The following is a 16,560-nucleotide window of genomic DNA, read 5'->3' as shown; positions in this document are numbered from 1 at the left end:
GGAGCCGTTGTCACGCGAGTTGATAACTCCGAATCTTCGCCAAACTACTTCCTGTGGTTATGGGTCCCGGATCTGCGCTTCGCTTGTCCGGGACGACAGCGGTGCTTGTGGCACGCTACTTCCTTCCCACCACCAACGCATCGACGATCGTCACGCCCTGCCCTTCGGCGTGCACCAGCACCGGGTTGAGCTCGATCTCCGCGATTTCTTTTGCGTGCTGCGCGGCGAGCACGGAAATATCGGCGATCAGTTGCGACAGAGCCGCCACATCCGCCTTTGCCGCTCCCCGAAATCCATTCAGCAACGGCGCTGCCTTCAGGCTCGCCAGCATCGCGCCCGCCTCCTCCGCACTCACCGGCGCGGGCCGATAGACGACATCGCGGAACAATTCTGTGGTGATGCCGCCGAGACCCACCATCACCAGGGGACCGAACGTCTCATCCAGCATCGTGCCGACGATGATCTCGACGCCGCGCTTCGCCATCGGGCCGACCAGCACGCCCTGGATATCCGCCTCCGGCCGATGCTTGCGCGCAGCGTCGAGCAAGGCCTCGAACGCGAGAAACGCCTCACCCTTGGTGGCAATGTTGAGGCGCACGCCGCCGATCTCGCTCTTGTGAGCGATATCGGGCGACTGGATCTTCATCGCCAAGGGCAAGCCGACGCGGCCGACCGCCTGGTCGATCTCGCTCTTGTCCCGCACCAGCACCTCATCCGGCAGCACGATGCCGGCGGCGCGGAGCAATGACTTGCTGTCGGATTCGGACAGAACCGGCGCCTTCAGATGTGCGGAGAGATCGCGCGGCGGCAGCCGCGTCGCGTCCGCAGTCTTCGGAAGGTTGAACCTCGCGTAATCGACCAGCTGCCGCATCGCGGTGCCGACATGGGTGAGGCCGGAGAGCACCACCACGCCGGATTTCGCGAGCTCGCGCCGCGCGAAGTCGGATGGCACCGTGTAGGAGTAGAACACCACCGGCTTGTGCTGCGCGGACAGCACAGGCCTCAATTCCCCGTCCTTGAACGGCTTGCGCACTTCGCTCGACAGCGACAGCACGACCATGATCGCATCGACCTCGTCGGACACTGTGAGCAAGTCGACGCTCTTCTGCAGGCCGCCCGAGGTGACACCCTGCGCGGTGACGTCGATCGGGTTGCGCGCCGTGCCATAGGACGGCATCAACGCCTTGATCCCCGCCTGGATGGGCTCGGAGAGCTCCGGCACCCGCAAGCCTTGCAGTGCCACGGCATCCGCGCCCCAGATGCCGGCTCCGCCCGACACCGTCACCACTGCGACGCGGTCGCCCCTCGGCAGGGGATTGCTGGCAAGCATTGCCGCGATGGTCAGCGCCTCGTCGAGATCGTTGGAGACGATCAAGCCGTATTTCGCAAACACCGCGTCATAGGCCGCCGACCAGCCGGCCATGCTCGCGGTATGCGAGGCCGCCGCGCGCTGGCCCGCACCGGAGCGGCCGACTTTCGTGACGATGATCGGTTTCTTCACCTCTGCGGCGCGCCGGGCCGCGGCAAGAAATTTGTCGACGTCGCGGATGCCTTCGATGAACAGCAGGATCACGTCGGTCGAAGCATCCCGCACCATGTAATCCAGGAACTCGCCGGCGCCGAGATCGGATTCGTTGCCGGAGCTGACGACATAGCTGACGGCGACGCCGAGCGCCCGTGCGCGGTGATAATAGGCAAAGCCGATGCCGCCGCTCTGCGCGACGATGCCGATCCGCTTCGTGGTGGCAACGAGCGGCACAACGTCGGGCTTCACATCCACGGCCGGACTGAACGTCGCCGCCACGCGCTGCACCTGGCTGAAGAAACCCTCGGCGTTCGGACCTGAGATCCGCATGCCGGTGCGCCTCGCCAGCGCCCCGATCGCATCCTGCATCGCCGCGCTGTCACCGCCCTCCTCGGCAAAGCCCGAGGAAATGATCACGGCGTTCCTGACGCCGGCGGCGGCGCATTGCTCCAGCGCAGGGAGCACCGCACGGGCGGGGATGATGATGACGGCAAGATCGATGGGCGCGCCGATCTCGCCGATCGATTTGTAGCAGGCGAGCCCGTCGATGTCGGCATAGTTCGGATTCACCGGGTAGATCTTGCCGGGATACTCGTTCTTGCGCAGCATCGACAGCAGCCGGCCCGGGATCTTCTCGTGATCGCGCGAGGCGCCGATCAGCGCGATGCTGGCGGGAACGAAGAAGCTGTCGAGCGGATGCGGCATGTTGAGGTCCTGCTCTTGTGGCTATCCGTCATCCTGAGGCGCCGGAGCGCAGCGGAGGCCTCGAAGGATGACGGATTGAGAGCTGGGAAGGCAAGACCTCAACCGGCAAGCCGGAACGTCACCCCACCCAGCAGAAACTCGTTGCCGGCCACCGCGACCCCCCTGGCCTTGGCGGCATGCAGCACCTGAGCCACGTCGGTCACCCGAAACTCCAGCGCGCTCATGATCTCGCTGACGCCTTTCGCGAAACGGAAGGTCGCGTTGGGCAGCTTCAGCTCGGAGCCATCAGCCGCAATTCCGATGATCTTGCCCCAATGCTCGGCCAGCCCCTGCGGATCCGGGCTTTGCATCTCCACCGCGACAAGCGCCTGCGTCACGTCCTTGCGGATGAACTTCTGCCAATCCGGCCCCGCGGGCGGATACGGGCCCAGAATGTCGTCGCTGCCTTCGGTGTGATTGAACTCGATGAAGGCGGCGCGGCAGTCGCGGGGATGGAGCTGCACGCCGTGATAGGGCGCGTGGTCGATGACGTTGGCGGTGCGCACGCCAAGCGCATTGGCGTTGCGGCCGCGCTCGTCGGGATCGTTGCAGCAGAAGATCGCCATATAGCCGCCGCGACCGCCGGTCTTCTCAATGAAGCGGCCGGCCGTGGTGCCGTCCTTGAAAGGCGCGACAACCTCCAGCAGGATCGTGTCGACCGGGAGCAGCGCGTTCTCCAGGCCGTATTTCGCGACATTGCCGTCCCGGTAGCAGACGGCAAGGCCCATGATCTCCGCGATGTCGGAGATCACTGGCACGAGCTGCGGCGCGACGAGGCAGATCTGCCGCAGACGCATATAGGGCGCCACGGTCAGGCGCCCCTGAAGGTCGGCTTGCGCTTCTCCACGAAGGCTTTTGCGGCCTCCTTGTGGTCCTCGGTGTCGCCGCAGCGGGTGTGATGGATCGCCTCGCCGTCGAAGCAATCCTCCAGCGCCAGATGTTCGGCATTGTTGATGTTGCGCTTGATGAAGCCGAGCGCGATCGAGGGCCCCTGCGCCAGCGACAGCGCGAGCTCGTGGGCTGCGGCGTCGATCTCGGCGTCCGGCACGACCTTGGTCACCATGCCGATCGCGTGGGCTTCCCTCGCGGTCAGCACCGGCGACATCAGATAGAGCTCGCGCGCCCGCGCGCTGCCGAGCAGTTGGGTGAGGAAATAGGTGCCGCCGTAATCGCCGGAGAAGCCGACCTTGGCGAAGGCGGTGGTGATCTTGCAAGATTCGGATGCGATGCGGAGGTCGCAGGACAGCGCCATCGACAGGCCCGCGCCGGCCGCGGCACCATCGAGCTGCGCGACCACAGGCTTGGGCATCTGATGCAGGATGCGCGAGACCTCCATGCCGCGGCGCAGATTTGCAAGCTTCTGCTCGAACGGCAGCGGCGCGCGGCCGGCCGCCATCGACTTGACGTCGCCGCCGACGCAGAACGAGCCGCCGGCGCCCTTGAACAGCACAGCGCGCACCTCGGGATCGTCAGCCGCGCGCCGCGCCGCCTCGACCAGCCCGGCCACCATCTCCGGGTTGAGCGCGTTCTTCCGCTCCGGGCGGTTCATCGTGATGGTGAGCAGCCCGCCTTCGAGCTTCTGCAGGACCATGTCGTTCATGGGACGCCTTCCTCGTTGTTTTGCTCAGTCATTCCGGGGCGCGCCGTGGCGCGAACTATGGTGCGCAATTGCGCACCTGAGAATCCATTTCTCGACCGTCACTGCCGCCCGATGGATCCCGGGCTCTCGCTTCGCGAGCCCCGGGATGACGACCTATGTTGGGACGCGCTCGTCGTCACAACGATTCACGCCGTCACTTCTTCACCAGCGGACAGCGCGACTGCTCCAGCGACTGGAACGCCTCGTTGCCGGGCACGGTGGCGAGCAGCTTGTAATCGTCCCAGCGGCCCTTCGACTCCGACGGCTTCTTCACCTCGAACAGGTACATGTCGTGGATCATGCGGCCGTCCTCCCGGATCTTGCCGTTCTTGGCGAAGAAGTCGTTGATCGGCGTTTCCTTCATCACCTTCATGACAGCGGCCGCGTCGGTCGTGCCGGCCGCCTTCACCGCCTTCAGGTAATGCGTGACGGAGGAGTAGACGCCGGCCTGCGCCGAGGTCGGCGGCCGCTTCACCCGCTCCATGAAGCGCTTCGAGAACGCGCGCGTTTCGTCGTTCATGTCCCAGTAGAACGCTTCCGCCAGCAGCAGCCCCTGCGCGGTCTCGAGGCCGATCGAGTCGATGTCGGTGACGAAGACGAGCAGCGGCGAGACCTTCTGGCCGCCTTTCATGATCCCGAACTCCGCCGCCTGCTTGATGGCGTTGACGGTGTCACCGCCGGCATTGGCGAGGCCGATCACCTTGGCCTTGGAAGCCTGGGCCTGCAGCAGGAACGACGAAAAGTCCGAGGTGTTGAGCGGATGGCGCACGCTGCCGAGGACCTTGCCGCCGGTCTTGGTGACGACGGCACTGGTGTCCTTTTCCAGATCCTGGCCGAAGGCGTAATCGGCCGTGAGGAAGTACCAGCTGTCGAGGCCCGACTTCACCGCGGCAAGGCCGGTCACGTTGGCCTGGCCGTAGGTGTCGAACACATAGTGGATGGTGTAGGGGCCGCAGGCCTCGTTGCTGAGACGGATCGAGCCTGGGCCGTTGAACATGATGATCTTGTTGCGCGCTTTGGCGATCTCGCCGGCCGCAAGCGCCGTCGCGGACGCCGCGACGTCGTAGATCATCTCGACGCCCTGATTGTCGAGCATGTCGCGGGCGATGTTGCCGGAGAGATCGGCCTTGTTCTGATGGTCGGCCGCGAGCACCTGGATCTTGCGCCCCAGCACTTCGCCGCCGAAATCCTCCACGGCCATCTTGGCCGCGGTCTCGCTGCCGGGGCCGGTGATGTCGGCATAGAGGCTCGACATGTCCAGGATGCCGCCGATCTTGAGAGGCGGCTTGTCCTGGGCCTGTGCGGCATTCGCGCTGAGGGCCAACGCGGCGGCAAAAATGCCCGACATAATATGCTTCATGGAAAAGACCTCCCTTATCGCCTGTCTCTGATGGCGGCTTGGTTATTGGTGTTGCCGCAATCATGCCGCATGCGCAACAGCGCAGCAAGCGCGAGGCGCCATGCAGATGAATGATGAATTGCACGCTTTCCGCTAAGCGGAATGATGAGAAGACGCAAGGTGTCTCCGCATCGTCATTGCGAGGAGCTCTTGCGACGAAGCAATCCAGATTCTTCCCGCGGAAATCTGGATTGCTTCCGCCTTCGCCGAAGGCTTCAGCGGACAAGTCGCTGCGCTCGCAATGACGGAGCGTGAGGAAACATCTTCGCGACCCACTACGCATGGGCTATGATCGGTCCGCAACGCAACCTCTCCGGGCCACGTGGCGCAACGACGTTTCCTCATCGTCGCATTCCTTCTCGTCGCGGCTGACGCCGCGTTCGCCGCGCCGTGCCAATTCGAGTCCCAGGGCGAAGGCCGCGTCGCCGCCATTATCGATGCGCGCAGCGTCCGTCTCGACGACGGCCGCGAAATCCGCCTGATCGGGATCGAGCCCACGGCGACCACGAAACACGCGCTGGCCTCGCTGCTCGCCGGCCGCGACGTCGCGCTCCGCGGCAGCGACGACACGCCGGATCGTTATGGCCGCCAGGGCGCGCTGGTCTTCCTCGGCGAAAACGACACCTCGCTGCAGGCCATGCTGCTCGCCGAGGGCGACGCCATGGTCTCCGCCGAAATCACGGACAAGGACTGCGCGGCCGCCCTGATGGCGTCGGAAGCAGCGGCGCGGCGCCAAAAAATGGGCAGCTGGGCTGACCCGTCGGCCATAAAAAACGCGGAAAGTCCGGACGATATTTTGGCGGGGATCGGGCGCTTTGTGGTGGTCGAGGGTAAAGTCCTGTCCGTCCGGCAAGCTGGGGCAATGACCTACCTCAACTTCGGACGAAACTGGACACGGGGCTTTGCCGCGACTATTTCAAAACGCGCGCTGCCGGCGTTTGAAAACGCCGGAATTGCCCTTAAGTCCTTGGAGAATAAACGTATTCGAGTTCGGGGCTGGGTTGAGGGAACTACGGGGCCGCGTATCGATATACGCCTCGTAGGACAGGTCGAGTTGCTGGGCGCAAACGAGCCGACAGGGGTATGGCCTTAGAGCAGGCCGGGCACGGGTTAAACGACGTGAATGGGGTGCTAGAACGGCACGTACGGCATGAATGCCGCCGCCTGCGGGCTGCGCCGGCTGCGCTGTGCCTTGCCCTCAGCACGGCGCTGGCGGGCTGCGGCGACATGGGCCGGTTCCAGGCTGCCGCGACCCCTCCGGCCGTCGCGATGCCGAAACCGAAGCCGGCCGTCGCGCAGACCCCCGCGACCGAGAAGGAGCACGAACGCATCCTGGCGAGCTATGGCGGGGCCTATGACGACCCCAGGCTCGAATCGCTCGTCAGCAAGACCGTCGACCGGCTGGTCGCGGCCTCGGACCGTCCCGACCAAGGCTACAAGGTCACCATCCTCAATTCCGGCGCGGTGAACGCCTTCGCGCTGCCGAACGGCCAGCTCTATGTCACGCGCGGCCTGCTGGCGCTCGCGAGCGACACCTCGGAACTGTCCTCCGTGCTGAGCCACGAGATGGCGCATGTGCTGTCCAAGCACGCCGCGATGCGCGAGGACCAGGCGCGCCAGGCCGCGATCGTCACCCGCGTCGTCACCGACATGAGCAACGATCCTGACCTCACCGCGCTCGCGCTCGCCAAGACCAAGCTCACCATGGCGAGCTTCTCGCGCAAGCAGGAGTTCGAGGCCGACGGCATCGGCGTCGGCATTTCCGCCAAGGCGCATTTCGACCCCTATGGTGCGGCACGCTTCCTTTCGGCGATGGAGCGCAATGCCGAGCTGAAGGCCGGCAAGTCCTCGCTCGATCCGCGCGCGCAGGATTTCACCTCATCGCATCCGGCAACCCCGGAGCGTGTGCAGAACGCCCAGAACATCGCGCGGCAATACACGGCCCCCGAAGGCGCCGAGCGCGACCGCGAGACCTATCTCGCCGCGATCGACAACCTCGTCTACGGCGAAGACCCCAGCGAAGGTTTCGTGCGCGGCCGCCGTTTCCTGCATCCGAAGCTTGGCTTCACCTTCCAGGCGCCGGATAATTTCACGCTCGACAACACCGCCCAGGCCGTGATCGGCGTGCGCGAGGGCGGCGCGCAGGCGATGCGTTTCGACGTGGTGCGCGTGCCGGCCGAGCAGTCGCTCGGCGACTACCTGAATTCCGGCTGGATGGAGGGCGTCGAGAAGGCGTCCACCGAAGACATCACCATCAACGGCTTCCCGGCCGCGTCCGCCACCGCCAAGGGCGACCAGTGGCAGTTCAAGGTCTATGCGCTGCGCTTCGGCAGCGACGTCTATCGCTTCATCTTCGCGACCAGGCAGAAATCGACCGAGAGCGAGCGCAACGCGCGCGAGACCGTCAATTCGTTCCGCCGCCTGACGCTCGACGAGATCCAGGCCGCCCGCCCCTTGCGCATCAAGGTCATCACCGTGCAGCCCGGCGACACCGTGGAGTCGCTGTCCCACCGCATGGCCGGCGTCGATCATCCCGCCGAGCGCTTCCGCGTGCTCAACGGCCTCGACCGCACCGCGCAGGTCAAGGTGCGCGATCGCGTGAAGATCGTGGCGGATTGAGGCCGGAGAGAGCGTAGCCCTGCGGGACCTGCAATGCGGCTACTGCTCGCGCCTCAGCGCCCCGCGTCCATGTCGCCGGCCTCGCGCTGGCCGCTGAGCCAGAGCGCCAGCAACGTCCAGAATGCGCCCGACAGCAGATACGCGCCCGATGCGATGACGCCGAGATTGGTGGCGAGCAGTAGCGCGACCAGCGGCGCGAAGCCGGCGCCGAACAGCCAGGCCATGTCCGAGGTCAGCGCCGAGGCGGTGTAGCGATAGGCCTGCTTGAAGTTCGAGGCGATCGCACCGGAGGACTGGCCGAAGGACAGGCCGAGCAGGATGAAGCCGATCACCATATAGATGGTTTCGCCGAACGCGCCGGCGTCGAGCAGCTGCGGGGCAAAGCCGCTATAGATCGCAATCGCGATCGCCGATCCCATCAGCAGCGATTTGCGCCCCACCCGGTCGGCAATGATGCCGGAGACAACGATCGCACCGACGCCGAACACGGCGGCGACGATCTCGATGATCAGGAAGCGCACCGGGCTCTCGCGGGTGAACAGGAACACCCAGGACAGCGGAAACACCGTGACCATGTGAAACAGCGCAAAGCTCGCCAGCGGCGCGAACGCGCCCAGCATGATGTTCTGGCCTTCGCGCGCGACGGTCTCGGAGATGCGCGCCGGCTGCAATTCGCGAGTCTCGAACAACGAGGCGTACTCCTCGGTCGTCACCATGCGCAGGCGCGCGAACAGCGCCACGACGTTGATGGCGAACGCGACGAAGAACGGATAGCGCCAGCCCCAGTCGAAGAAATCGTCGGCCGAAAGATTGCCGGCGAAATAGGCGAACAGCGCGCTTGCCACGATCAGCCCGAGCGGAGCCCCGAGCTGCGGCACCATCGCGTACCAGCCGCGCTTGGAGGGCGGCGCATTCAGCGCCAGCAGCGAGGCCATGCCGTCCCAGGCGCCGCCCCAGGCCAGACCCTGCGCGATACGCGCCAGCGCCAATAGCCAGATCGCGGCAACGCCGATCTCGTGATAGCCGGGCAGGAACGCGAGTGCCACGGTGGCGGTGCCGAGCAGGAACAGCGCCGAGATCAGCTTGGCCGTCTTGCCGTAGGCACGGTCGACCGTCATGAAAATGACGGTGCCGATCGGGCGGGCCATGAAGGCCAGCGCGAAGACCATGAAGGAATAGAGCGTGCCGGTGAGCTCGCTCGCGAACGGGAACACCAGGCGCGGGAACACGATCACCGAGGCGATCGCGAACACGAAGAAATCGAAGAATTCCGAAGTGCGGCCGATGATGACGCCGATGGCGATCTCGCCGGGACTGGCCTGGTCGTGGCCATGCTCGCCCGAGTGGAGATCTGCCATTGCAGGGGTCTGTGCCGTCGCCATGCGTGCGCCCTTAGCGTCCTGAAAACAAAGCCGACCGCCCGGCGGGGCGCCAGGCAGACTGAGCCTGTCTGACCCAACATTCCGCACTGCAACATTGGACAAATTGTCCAATGTCCGGATTGCTGCGCCGCAGCTACCCCTTGGCCCCGCAAAGGAAACTCATTCTCAAAGGCTCGGCCCGTGTCTCGTCTCAAGATCCTGGCGCTACTACCTCTGGCTGCTGCGCTCACCGGCTGCGACTACGTCGTGCTGGCGCCAGCCGGCGATATCGCAGCCCAACAGCGCGACCTCGTCATCATCTCTACCGTCCTGATGCTCCTGATCGTCGTCCCCGTGATGGCGCTGACGGTGCTGTTCGCCTGGCGCTATCGCCAGTCCAACACCGAGGCCCGCTACGAGCCGGACTGGGATCATTCGACCGCCCTCGAGCTCGTCATCTGGTCCGCTCCGCTCCTGATCATCGTCTGCCTGGGCGCGCTGACCTGGATGGGCACGCACCTGCTCGACCCCTATCGAACGCTCGGCCGCATCCATGCCGACCGTGCCGTGGACCAGTCCAAGGCCCCGCTCGAGGTCGACGTCGTCGCGCTCGACTGGAAGTGGCTCTTCATTTACCCGGACTACGGCATCGCCACCGTCAACGAGCTCGCAGCTCCCGTCGATCGTCCGATCAACTTCCGCATCACCGCGTCCTCGGTGATGAACTCGTTCTACATCCCCGCGCTCGCCGGCCAGATCTACGCGATGCCGGGCATGGAGACGAAGCTCCATGCGGTGGTGAACCACGCCGGCACCTATAAGGGCTTCTCGGCGAACTACAGCGGCGCCGGCTTCTCCGGCATGCACTTCAGTTTTTGGGGTCTCGACGACAAGGGCTTTGACGACTGGGTCGCCAGGGCCAAATCCGCCGGCGGCGCGCTCGGCCGCGCCGAATATCTCCAGCTCGAGAAGCCGAGCCAGAACGAGCCGGTGCGTCGCTACGGCACCGTCGATGCCGATCTCTATCGCCTGATCCTCAACATGTGCGTCGAGACCGGCAAGATGTGCCAGAGCGAAATGATGGCAATCGACGCCAAGGGCGGCGCCGGCCATCAGGGCCTGAACAACACCCTGCCGCTGGCCTACGACAAGTATGCCCGCCGCGGCGCCCCGCTCGGGCCCGAGCCGGCCTTCGTCGCCGGCACCTGCACGCCTGATACGCCGCAGGGCAGAACCACGGCGTCCATCACGGCTCCCCTCGACATCGCGCCGCTCACCGGCGCCGGCCTGAAGCGGCCGACCTTCACGCCGCTGAAGTCCTCGTCGTTCTTCCTCGGACAACGTCCCAAGTCCGACTCTTGAAGTCAGATTCCTAAAGAGAGTTCGCATGTCTCCTGATCTTCTCAAGCTCATCTTCGGCCGGCTCGGCTTCGAATCGCTGCCGCTGCACGAGCCGATCGTGGTCGGCACTTTCGTGGTGGTCGCGCTCGGCGGCGCCGCGTTGCTCGGCGGCCTCACCTATTTCCGCCTCTGGGGCTATCTCTGGCGCGAATGGTTCACCACCGTGGACCACAAGCGCATCGGCATCATGTACATGATCCTCGGCATCGTGATGCTGCTGCGCGGCTTTGCCGACGCGCTGATGATGCGCGGCCAGCAGATGCTGGCCTTTGGCGGCTCCGAGGGCTATCTCAACGCCCATCACTACGACCAGGTCTTCACCGCCCACGGCGTGATCATGATCTTCTTCGTGGCGATGCCGCTGGTCACCGGCCTGATGAACTATGTCGTACCGCTGCAGATCGGCGCGCGCGACGTGTCGTTCCCGTTCCTGAACAATTTCAGCTTCTGGATGACGGTCGGCGGCGCGGTGCTGGTGATGGCTTCGCTGTTCATCGGCGAGTTCGCCCGCACCGGCTGGCTGGCTTATCCGCCGCTGTCGAACATCGGCTACAGCCCCGATGTCGGCGTCGATTATTACATCTGGGCGCTGCAGGTCGCCGGCGTCGGCACGACGCTGTCAGGCATCAACCTGATCTGCACCATCGTCAAGCTGCGCTGCCCCGGCATGACCATGATGAAGATGCCGGTGTTCACCTGGACCTCGCTCTGCACCAACGTCCTGATCGTCGCTTCCTTCCCGGTTCTGACCGTCGTGCTCGCGCTGCTCTCGCTCGACCGCTATGTCGGCACCAATTTCTTCACGAACGATTTCGGCGGCAGCCCGATGATGTACGTGAACCTGATCTGGATCTGGGGCCACCCCGAAGTCTACATCCTGGTTCTCCCGGCGTTCGGCATCTTCTCGGAGGTGACCTCGACCTTCTCCGGCAAGCGGCTGTTCGGCTACACCTCGATGGTCTACGCCACTGTCGTCATCACCATCCTGTCGTACCTGGTCTGGCTGCACCACTTCTTCACGATGGGCTCGGGCGCCAGCGTCAACTCGTTCTTCGGCATCACCACGATGATCATCTCGATCCCGACGGGCGCGAAGATGTTCAACTGGCTGTTCACGATGTATCGCGGCCGCATCCGCTACGAGCTGCCGATGATGTGGACGATCGCCTTCATGCTGACCTTCGTGATCGGCGGCATGACCGGCGTGCTGCTGGCGGTGCCGCCGGCCGACTTCGTCCTGCACAACAGCCTGTTCCTGATCGCGCATTTCCACAACGTGATCATCGGCGGCGTTGTGTTCGGCGCGTTCGCCGGCATCTCCTACTGGTTCCCGAAGGCGTTCGGCTTCAAGCTCGATCCGTTCTGGGGCAAGCTGTCGTTCTGGTTCTGGGTCACCGGCTTCTACCTCGCCTTCATGCCGCTCTATGTGCTCGGCCTGATGGGCGTGACCCGCCGCCTGCGCGTGTTCGACGATCCCAGCTTGCAGATCTGGTTCGTCATCGCCGCGATCGGCGCCGGCCTCGTCCTGCTCGGCATCATGTGCATGCTGATGCAGTTCGCGGTGAGCTTCCTCAGGCGCGAGCAGCTCAAGGACGTCACCGGCGATCCCTGGGATGCCCGTACGCTGGAATGGGCGACCTCCTCGCCGCCGCCGGACTACAACTTCGCCTTCACCCCCGTCGTTCACGACAATGACGCGTGGTGGGACATGAAGCGCCGCGGCTACCAGCGCCCGCTCACCGGCTTCAGGCCGATCCACATGCCCAGCAGCACCGGCACCGGCATCATCCTCGCCGGCCTCGCCACCGCGATGGGTTTCGGCCTGATCTGGTACATCTGGTGGCTGGCGGCGTTGAGCTTCATTGCGATGCTCGCCGTCGGCATCGGCCACACCTTCAACTATCACCGCGACTTCGACATTCCGGCTGAAGACGTCATCCGGAGCGAGGACGCGCGCACCAAACTGCTCGCCGGAGCCAAGTAAATGACCGTCGCTGTCAATCCTTCACAAACCGGCGAGCCGGTCTTCTACGTCGCCGAGGAGCATCCGCATCCGGAAGGCTGGAGCACCTCGCTCGGCTTCTGGATCTACCTGATGAGCGACTGCCTCATCTTCGCGATCCTGTTTGCCACCTTCGGCGTGCTCGGCGGCAATTACGCCGCCGGCCCGGCGCCGAAGGACCTGTTCGACCTCAACCTGGTCGCGGTGAACACTTCGATGCTGCTGCTGTCGTCGATCACCTACGGCTTCGCGATGCTGACGATGCAGCAGAACAAGCTGGCGCAGACGCAAATCTGGCTGGCGATCACCGGTCTGTTCGGCCTCGCCTTCATCGGCATCGAGCTCACCGAGTTCGCCCACATGATCCATGAAGGTGCCACGCCCCAGCGCAGCGCCTTCCTGTCGGCGTTCTTCACCTTGGTCGGCACCCACGGCCTGCATGTGTCCTGCGGCCTGATCTGGCTGGTGACCTTGATGGTCCAGGTCGGCAAGTTCGGCCTGATCGAGGCCAACCGCCGCCGCCTGATGTGCCTGTCGATGTTCTGGCACTTCCTCGACGTGGTCTGGATCGGCGTCTTCACCTTCGTCTATCTCCTGGGAGTTCTGCGATGAGCACCGATACCCACGCCGCCCATGCGGACGATCATCACCACGAGGGCGGCCACGCCCACAGCACATTCTCGGGCTACATGCTCGGCTTCGTGCTCTCGGTGGTGCTCACCGCCATTCCGTTCTGGCTGGTGATGAGCGGCGTCCTGCCGAGCAAGCAGATCACCGCCCTCGTCATCATGGCTTTCGCGGTCGTGCAGATCGTCGTGCACATGATCTACTTCCTGCACATGAACACGACGTCCGAGAACGGCTGGAGCATGATGGCCCTGATCTTCACCATCGTCATGGTGGTGATTGCGCTGTCGGGTTCGCTGTGGGTGATGAGCCACCTCAACAGCAACATGATGCCGATGCACCAGATGAGCGGGATGAAGTGAACGAAATCGGGACCGTGACAGACAGGGACGGTGCGCCGCGCGGCAAGGCTGCGCGCGCCCCGTCCCTGTGGCTCACGGTCCTCGCGCTGATCGTCTTCGTCGTTCTGATCGCACTCGGCATCTGGCAGATCGAGCGCCGGGCCTGGAAGCTGGCGCTGATCGACCGTGTCGAGCAGCGCGTCCATGCGACAGCCCAGCCGATCCCCTCGTCCGCCTCTTGGCCCGCGGTCAGCGCCACCAACGACGAATACAGGCATGTCAGCGTCAACGGCCGCTTCCTGCATGACCGCGAAACACTGGTCCAGGCCGTCACCGAGGAAGGCCCGGGCTATTGGGTGCTGACGCCGCTCCAGCGCAGCGACGGCACGCAGGTCCTGATCAACCGCGGCTTCGTGCCGTCGGAGCGACGTGCCGCATCGACGCGCCGGGACGGCAATCCGGACGGCCAGGTCGAGATCACCGGCCTGCTCCGCATCACCGAGCCCAAAGGCGGGTTCCTCCGCAACAACGTGCCCCAGCACAACCGCTGGTACTCGCGGGATGTCGCCGCGATCGCGGCGGCCCGCGGCCTGCACGATGTCGCACCTTTCTTCGTCGATGCCGACGCCGGATCACAATCCGCTGGCGGTCCCATCGGCGGATTGACCGTGGTGCGCTTTCCCAATAACCACCTGATCTACGCGCTGACGTGGTTTGCCCTGGCCTTCATGCTGGCGGCTAAGCTCTTCGTCACATTCGGCGGCGGGCTGTTCCGCCGCAAGACAGCCTTGGATGGCTTCGTCCACGAACCGGCCGGCGGCCCAGATGTCGCCGCGCGCAGGACGGGATCAGATGCTGGAACGATCGTCGAACAGGCCTGACGACGGGAAGACGCTTCCCCACGCGCTTGCTGATGGCGGGCTGGCCGTCACGCTGCAATCGCAGGCGGATGCGCGCAGCGAGCTGATCGGTGCCGCGCCGACCGACGACGAGACCAACCGCAAGAACATGGCGCTGCTGATCCAGCTGCGCTGGACCGCGGTGGTCGGCCAGATCGTGACCATCGGCGCCGTGCATTTCGGCCTCGGCATCCCCCTGCCGCTGGAGCGGATGGGCGCGGTGATCGGCGCCCTCGTGCTGCTCAACGTCTCCAGCCTGATCTGGGTGCGCCATCGCGCCGCGATCACCAACAACGAGCTCCTGGTCGCCTTGATGCTCGATGTCGCCGCGCTGACCGCGCAGCTTTACCTCTCCGGCGGCGCCACAAACCCCTTCACCTCGCTGTTCCTGCTCCAGGTGACGCTCGGCGCGGTGCTGCTCGATGCGCGCTCGACCTGGTCGCTGGTCGCGCTGACCTGCGCGAGTTTCGTGTGGCTGACCTTGGCGTACCGGCCGCTTGACCTGCCGCCGAACCCGTTGAGCGAGACTTATTCTCTCACCGTGCTCGGCATGCTGCTGGGCTTCGTGCTCAACGCCGTGCTGCTCGTCGTGTTCGTCACCCGCATCAACCGAAACCTGCGCGAACGCGACGCCCATCTGGCGGCGCTGCGCCAGCATGCCGCCGAGCAGGATCACATCGTGCGCATGGGCCTGCTTGCCTCCGGTGCGGCCCACGAGCTCGGCACGCCGCTGGCTTCGCTCTCCGTCATCCTCAGCGACTGGCGCCGCATGCCGGATCTTGCCACCGACCAGGAGCTCGCCGAGGACCTCGCGGAGATGGAAACCTCGCTGCAACGCTGCAAGTCGATCGTGACGGGCATCCTGGTCTCGGCCGGCGAAGCGCGCGGCGAAGGCTCCTCGCCGACGACGGTGACGGCCTTCGTGACCGCCCTGGTCGACGAGTGGCGCGACGCGCGCTCGGCGCGGACGCTCTATTTCGTCAACACCTTCGGCGCGGATGTTGCGATCGTCTCCGACATCGCGTTGAAGCAGGTGATCTTCAACGTGCTCGACAATGCCTATGAGGTGTCGCGCGATTGGGTCGAGCTCGTGGCCGAGCGCGAGGGCGACAATCTCGTGCTGGCGATCAGCGACCGCGGCCCCGGCTTCGCACCGGAGATGCTGGCCCAGCTCGGCAAGCCCTACCACTCGAGCAAGGGCCGCGCCGGCGGCGGGCTCGGCCTGTTCCTGGTGGTGAACGTGGTGCGCAAGCTGGGCGGCAGCGTCACGGCCGAGAACCACAGGAAGCGCGGCGCCACGGTGCGCCTGACGCTGCCGCTGGCAACGCTGGCGATCGGAGGGGAATTTTGACGCCTGACCGTTCGCTCATCGTCGTCGAGGACGATGCCGGCTTCGCCCGCACGCTGAAGCGCTCGTTCGAGCGCCGCGGCTATGACGTCGTGCTGGCGGCCTCCATCGAAGACGTGCGCCAGGTGCTGGAGGAGCGCTCCTTCGGGCATGCCGTGGTCGACCTCAAGCTCGGCGGCGCCTCCGGCCTTGCCTGCGTCGAGCTGCTGCACACGCACGACCCCGACATGCTGATCGTGGTGCTGACCGGCTTCGCCAGCATCTCCACAGCCGTGGAGGCGATCAAGCTGGGCGCCTGCCACTATCTCGCAAAGCCCTCGAACACTGACGACATCGAAGCCGCCTTCACCAAGGCCGTTGGCAATACCGAGGTCGCGCTCGACGCGCGGCCGACCTCGATCAAGACGCTGGAATGGGAGCGCATCCACCAGACCCTGATCGAGACCGACTTCAACATCTCGGAAGCGGCCCGCCGATTGGGCATGCATAGGCGTACGCTGGCGCGGAAGCTCGAGAAGCGGCCGGTGAAGTAGCGCAACTTCTCACAGCCGTCATTCCGGGGCGTGCGAAGCACAAGCCCGGAATCCATCGGGCGACAGAGACGGTGACGAATGGATGCCGGGCTCTCGCTTAGCACGCCCCGGAATGACGGCTG

The 16,560-nt window shown here is 65.1% G+C and carries 14 protein-coding genes; 9 read left to right on the top strand and 5 right to left on the bottom strand.

The window, feature by feature from the left end; all coding sequences use genetic code 11:
- Window positions 1-115: 115 nt before the first annotated feature.
- The 4 genes from XH83_RS03270 to XH83_RS03255 form a co-directional block, all read right to left on the bottom strand.
- On the bottom strand, window positions 116-2,230 hold the full coding sequence (locus XH83_RS03270; RefSeq protein ID WP_194405657.1) for an acetate--CoA ligase family protein: 2,115 nt from the start codon (window positions 2,228-2,230) through the stop codon (window positions 116-118).
- A 98-nt stretch (window positions 2,231-2,328) separates the two neighbouring features.
- Window positions 2,329-3,078: a hypothetical protein gene (locus XH83_RS03265; RefSeq protein ID WP_194405656.1), complete on the bottom strand. Its 750-nt coding sequence runs from the start codon at window positions 3,076-3,078 to the stop codon at window positions 2,329-2,331.
- Between the two features lie 2 nt (window positions 3,079-3,080).
- On the bottom strand, window positions 3,081-3,869 hold the full coding sequence (locus XH83_RS03260; RefSeq protein ID WP_194405655.1) for an enoyl-CoA hydratase: 789 nt from the start codon (window positions 3,867-3,869) through the stop codon (window positions 3,081-3,083).
- Between the two features lie 193 nt (window positions 3,870-4,062).
- On the bottom strand, window positions 4,063-5,268 hold the full coding sequence (locus XH83_RS03255) for an ABC transporter substrate-binding protein (RefSeq protein ID WP_194405654.1): 1,206 nt from the start codon (window positions 5,266-5,268) through the stop codon (window positions 4,063-4,065).
- Between the two features lie 361 nt (window positions 5,269-5,629).
- On the opposite strand from XH83_RS03255, the gene XH83_RS03250 reads away from it, so the two are divergent.
- Both XH83_RS03250 and XH83_RS03245 read left to right on the top strand, forming a co-directional pair.
- Complete coding sequence (locus tag XH83_RS03250; RefSeq protein ID WP_194405653.1) at window positions 5,630-6,400, top strand: thermonuclease family protein; 771 nt, start codon at window positions 5,630-5,632, stop codon at window positions 6,398-6,400.
- Between the two features lie 134 nt (window positions 6,401-6,534).
- Entirely contained in the window at window positions 6,535-7,926 is a 1,392-nt protein-coding gene (locus XH83_RS03245; RefSeq protein WP_246776535.1) for a M48 family metalloprotease, read from the top strand.
- A 53-nt stretch (window positions 7,927-7,979) separates the two neighbouring features.
- Here XH83_RS03245 and XH83_RS03240 read toward each other — a convergent pair whose 3' ends face one another.
- Entirely contained in the window at window positions 7,980-9,308 is a 1,329-nt protein-coding gene (locus XH83_RS03240) for an MFS transporter (protein WP_194405652.1), read from the bottom strand.
- 180 nt (window positions 9,309-9,488) lie between these two features.
- Between XH83_RS03240 and cyoA the strand changes: the two genes are divergently transcribed.
- From cyoA to XH83_RS03205, 7 genes are read left to right on the top strand one after another with little or no spacing between them, the layout of a single operon-like run.
- Entirely contained in the window at window positions 9,489-10,649 is a 1,161-nt protein-coding gene (gene cyoA / locus XH83_RS03235; RefSeq protein WP_194405651.1) for a ubiquinol oxidase subunit II, read from the top strand.
- A gap of 25 nt (window positions 10,650-10,674) precedes the next feature.
- Window positions 10,675-12,672 (top strand): cytochrome o ubiquinol oxidase subunit I, encoded by a 1,998-nt coding sequence (gene cyoB, locus XH83_RS03230; protein ID WP_194405650.1) that lies wholly within the window; start codon window positions 10,675-10,677, stop codon window positions 12,670-12,672.
- On the top strand, window positions 12,673-13,302 hold the full coding sequence (gene cyoC / locus XH83_RS03225) for a cytochrome o ubiquinol oxidase subunit III (RefSeq protein WP_194405649.1): 630 nt from the start codon (window positions 12,673-12,675) through the stop codon (window positions 13,300-13,302).
- On the top strand, window positions 13,299-13,679 hold the full coding sequence (cyoD, locus tag XH83_RS03220; RefSeq protein ID WP_194405648.1) for a cytochrome o ubiquinol oxidase subunit IV: 381 nt from the start codon (window positions 13,299-13,301) through the stop codon (window positions 13,677-13,679). Before cyoC ends, cyoD begins: the two co-directional genes overlap by 4 nt.
- The gene (locus XH83_RS03215; protein ID WP_194405647.1) at window positions 13,676-14,539 is read left to right on the top strand and encodes an SURF1 family protein; all 864 of its coding nucleotides are present in this window, start codon (window positions 13,676-13,678) and stop codon (window positions 14,537-14,539) included. Before cyoD ends, XH83_RS03215 begins: the two co-directional genes overlap by 4 nt.
- Window positions 14,511-15,908, top strand: coding sequence for an ATP-binding protein (locus XH83_RS03210; RefSeq protein WP_194405646.1), 1,398 nt, complete (start codon window positions 14,511-14,513; stop codon window positions 15,906-15,908). The genes XH83_RS03215 and XH83_RS03210 overlap by 29 nt, the downstream gene beginning before the upstream one ends.
- On the top strand, window positions 15,905-16,438 hold the full coding sequence (locus XH83_RS03205) for a response regulator transcription factor (protein ID WP_194405645.1): 534 nt from the start codon (window positions 15,905-15,907) through the stop codon (window positions 16,436-16,438). Before XH83_RS03210 ends, XH83_RS03205 begins: the two co-directional genes overlap by 4 nt.
- Window positions 16,439-16,560 lie beyond the last annotated feature (122 nt).

The sequence above is a fragment of the Bradyrhizobium sp. CCBAU 53351 genome, from assembly GCF_015291745.1.
Lineage (GTDB): Bacteria > Pseudomonadota > Alphaproteobacteria > Rhizobiales > Xanthobacteraceae > Bradyrhizobium.
Note: the sequence above shows the minus strand (reverse complement) of the source record. Positions and strands in the feature narration are given on the sequence as shown.

Coding starts and splice junctions, on each gene's coding strand:
- cyoD (WP_194405648.1), top strand. CDS start 13,299: ATGAGCACCGATACCCACGCCGCCCATGCGGACGATCATCACCACGAG.
- cyoB (WP_194405650.1), top strand. CDS start 10,675: ATGTCTCCTGATCTTCTCAAGCTCATCTTCGGCCGGCTCGGCTTCGAA.
- XH83_RS03270 (WP_194405657.1), bottom strand. CDS start 2,230: ATGCCGCATCCGCTCGACAGCTTCTTCGTTCCCGCCAGCATCGCGCTG.
- XH83_RS03240 (WP_194405652.1), bottom strand. CDS start 9,308: ATGGCGACGGCACAGACCCCTGCAATGGCAGATCTCCACTCGGGCGAG.
- XH83_RS03245 (WP_246776535.1), top strand. CDS start 6,535: ATGGGCCGGTTCCAGGCTGCCGCGACCCCTCCGGCCGTCGCGATGCCG.
- XH83_RS03255 (WP_194405654.1), bottom strand. CDS start 5,268: ATGAAGCATATTATGTCGGGCATTTTTGCCGCCGCGTTGGCCCTCAGC.
- XH83_RS03210 (WP_194405646.1), top strand. CDS start 14,511: ATGCTGGAACGATCGTCGAACAGGCCTGACGACGGGAAGACGCTTCCC.
- XH83_RS03260 (WP_194405655.1), bottom strand. CDS start 3,869: ATGAACGACATGGTCCTGCAGAAGCTCGAAGGCGGGCTGCTCACCATC.
- cyoC (WP_194405649.1), top strand. CDS start 12,673: ATGACCGTCGCTGTCAATCCTTCACAAACCGGCGAGCCGGTCTTCTAC.